General features: G+C 75.1%; 3 protein-coding genes. 2 read left to right on the top strand and 1 reads right to left on the bottom strand.

Going from position 1 to position 3,010, the window contains the following annotated elements:
• Positions 1 to 18 precede the first annotated feature (18 nt).
• Entirely contained in the window at positions 19 to 906 is an 888-nt protein-coding gene (locus tag ABD308_RS22930; RefSeq protein ID WP_344338096.1) for a LysR family transcriptional regulator, read from the bottom strand.
• A gap of 71 nt (positions 907 to 977) precedes the next feature.
• Between ABD308_RS22930 and ABD308_RS22925 the strand changes: the two genes are divergently transcribed.
• Both ABD308_RS22925 and ABD308_RS22920 read left to right on the top strand, forming a co-directional pair.
• Positions 978 to 1,868, top strand: a complete 891-nt coding sequence (locus ABD308_RS22925) for a dihydrodipicolinate synthase family protein (protein ID WP_344338120.1) — start codon at positions 978 to 980, stop codon at positions 1,866 to 1,868.
• 95 nt (positions 1,869 to 1,963) lie between these two features.
• On the top strand, positions 1,964 to 2,992 hold the full coding sequence (locus ABD308_RS22920) for an aspartate-semialdehyde dehydrogenase (RefSeq protein ID WP_344338095.1): 1,029 nt from the start codon (positions 1,964 to 1,966) through the stop codon (positions 2,990 to 2,992).
• The last annotated feature ends 18 nt before the right edge of the window (positions 2,993 to 3,010 follow it).

The raw sequence follows: 3,010 nt of genomic DNA, 5'->3' as shown, positions 1-3,010 counted from the left end.
GGGTACGGGCGCCCACCGCTATGCGGAGTTGCGCAGCGGGGCCGGCACGGCGGTGTGCAGGGCGGAGACGAAGGCGGAGATCGCCGGGTGGGCGCCCGCGCCCGCGCGGAAGGCGGTCCGGGTGCGCCGGTACATCGGCAGCCGGGTGAGGACGACCCCTGGCGGGGGCCGGTCGATGCCCAGGTGGGGGACCAGCGCCACCCCCTGACCGGCCGAGACCAGGGCGAGCACGGTGGCGAAGTCGTCGATCTGGTGGCGGATCCGGGGCGCGAAGCCCGCAGCCTCGCAGGCCCGGACGGCCATGCTGTGGCACAGGGTGCCCGGCGGGGCGAGGATCCACGGCTCGGCGCGCTGGTCGGCGACGGCGCCGGGGGCACGGGCCGCCAGGTACATCGGCTCGGTGAAGATCGGCCGGGTCACCGCCAGACCGGGCTCCGGATCGGCGGGCACCAGGTCGTACTCGTGCACCAGCGCCACGTCCAGCTCGCCCGCGCGCAGCGCCGCCGCGACCTCGGCCGGGTCGACCTCGGTGACCATCGGCTCCAGCCCGGGGTGCCAGCCGGCCAGTTCGGCGAGCACGGCGGGGATGATCGCGCGGGCCGCCGACGGGTAGGTGCCGATCCGCAGCGGGCCGGCCAGTCCCTCGCGGGCGTGCGCGAGTTCGGCGTCCGCCTGCTCCAGCCGCTCCAGCACGGCCTCGGCGTGCCGGACCAGGTTGCGCCCCGCGGGGGTGAGGGCGACCCGGCGGCCGGTGCGTTCCAGCAGCGGGACGCCGGCCTCCTTCTCCAGCACGGACAGCTGCTGGGACACCGCCGAAGGGCTGAAGCTGAGCGCCTCGGCGACGGCGGCGATGGTGCCGAGGTGGGCGAGTTCGCGCAGCAGGCGCAGGCGTCGGACGTCGAGCATCGGCTCAGCTTACGAGAAGCTTCGGAAACGTGAACTGGACCTGCGGGATCAAGGACCCGAGGATCGTGGACATGGAACTCAAGGGCATTCTCGTCCCGCTGATCACCCCGTTCGCGGCCGACGGCTCGGTGGCGCTGGACGCGCTGGAGAAGCTGGCCGGCTCGGTGCTCGACGAGGGCGCGTCCGGGCTGGTCGCGCTCGGCACCACCGGAGAGCCGGCCGCGCTGAACGCGGACGAGCGGCGCGCGGTCACCGAGGTCTGCGCGGCGGTCTGCGCCGAGCGCGGTGTGCCGCTGCTGGTCGGCGCGGGCGGGCCGGGCACCGCCGCGGCCGCCGAGGAGCTGGCCGCGCTGGCCGGGCGGGTGCCGGGGGTGGCGGGCGCGCTGGTCACCGTCCCGTCCTTCGTCCGGCCGGGCGAGGCCGGGACCGTCGCGCACTTCCGGGCGCTGGCGGAGGCCGGCTCGGTGCCGCTGGTGATCTACCACATCCCGTACCGGACCGGGCAGGCGCTGTCCGGCGCCGCGCTGCTGGAGCTGGCCGCGCTGCCCAACGTGGCGGGCGTCAAGTACGCGACCGGCGGGGTGGACCAGGCGGCGGTGGAGCTGCTGGCCGCCGCGCCGGCGGGGTTCTCGGTGCTGGGCGGCGACGACGCCGTCCTCGCGCCACTGCTGGCGCTGGGCGCGCACGGCGGCATCCTGGCCTCCGCGCACCTGGCCACCGGGCGCTTCGTCGAGCTGGCCGAGGCGTGGCGCGCCGGGGACGCGGCCCGGGCCCGGGCGCTGGGCCACCGGCTGACCGCCCTGGCGGTGGCGGCCTTCGCCGCGCCCAACCCGGCGGTGGTCAAGGGCGTGCTGCACGCGCAGGGGCGGATCCCGACGCCGGACGTCCGGCTGCCGCTGCTGCCGGCCGGTCCGGACGAGGTCGCGCGGGCGCTGGAACTCGTCAGCGGTCTGGACCACTGAGACCACAGGATGGAATGCCGGGCCGCCCGCTGCCGGTGACAAGGCATGATGGGCGGAGTGCGGCTATGAGCGGCAAGATCAAGAGGAGTAGTCGGATGAAGATCGGCATTGTCGGGGCGACCGGCCAGGTGGGCGGCGTGGTCCGCGAGATCCTGGCCCAGCGCGACCTTCCGGTGGAGCGGCTCCGGCTGTTCGCCTCGGCCCGCTCGGCCGGGCGCACGCTGCCCTGGAAGGGCACCGAGGTCACCGTCGAGGACGCGGCCACGGCCGACTACGCCGGCCTGGACATCGTCATCTTCTCGGCCGGCGGCGCCACCTCCAAGGCGCTCGCCCCCAAGGCCGCCGCCGCCGGCGCCGTCGTCATCGACAACTCCTCCGCCTGGCGCCGTGACCCCGAGGTCCCGCTGGTCGTCTCCGAGGTCAACCCCGAGGCGATCGCCGACCGCCCCAAGGGCATCATCGCCAACCCCAACTGCACCACGATGGCCGCCATGCCCGTGCTGCGCCCGCTGCACGAGGAGGCCGGCCTCGCCGCCCTCGTCGTCTCCACCTACCAGGCCGTCTCCGGCAGCGGGGTGGCCGGCGTGGCCGAGCTCCAGGACCAGGCGGCCAAGGTCGTGGACGGCGCCGCCGCGCTCGCCCACGACGGCTCGGCGGTCGACTTCCCCGAGCCCAAGGTGTACAAGCGCCCGATCGCCTTCAACGTCGTCCCGCTGGCCGGCTCGATCGTCGAGGACGGCTCCAACGAGACCGACGAGGAGCAGAAGCTCCGCCACGAGAGCCGCAAGATCCTCGGCATCCCGGAGCTGAAGGTGGCCGGCACCTGCGTGCGCGTCCCGGTCTTCTCCGGCCACTCGCTGCAGATCAACGCCCGCTTCGAGCGCCCGATCAGCCCCGAGCGCGCGGCCGAGCTGCTCGCCGGCGCCCCCGGCGTCGAGCTGAGCGACATCCCCACCCCGCTCCAGGCCGCCGGCCAGGACCCGAGCTACGTCGGCCGCATCCGGGTCGACGAGACGGTCGAGAACGGCCTGTCGTTGTTCGTCTCCAACGACAACCTGCGCAAGGGCGCCGCGCTCAACGCCGTCCAGTTGGCCGAGCTGGTCGCCGCCGAGCTCAAGGGCTGACCGGCCCACGCGCCACCA

The sequence above is a fragment of the Kitasatospora putterlickiae genome, assembly GCF_039527695.1.
In the GTDB taxonomy this organism is placed as follows: domain Bacteria; phylum Actinomycetota; class Actinomycetes; order Streptomycetales; family Streptomycetaceae; genus Kitasatospora; species Kitasatospora putterlickiae.
The sequence above is the reverse complement of the archived record's forward strand: the minus strand, read 5'-3'. Positions and strand labels throughout refer to the sequence as shown.

Bases quoted from the DNA above. Each gene is read 5' to 3' on its own strand.
- ABD308_RS22930 (WP_344338096.1), bottom strand. From the start codon at position 906: ATGCTCGACGTCCGACGCCTGCGCCTGCTGCGCGAACTCGCCCACCTC.
- ABD308_RS22925 (WP_344338120.1), top strand. From the start codon at position 978: ATGGAACTCAAGGGCATTCTCGTCCCGCTGATCACCCCGTTCGCGGCC.
- ABD308_RS22920 (WP_344338095.1), top strand. From the start codon at position 1,964: ATGAAGATCGGCATTGTCGGGGCGACCGGCCAGGTGGGCGGCGTGGTC.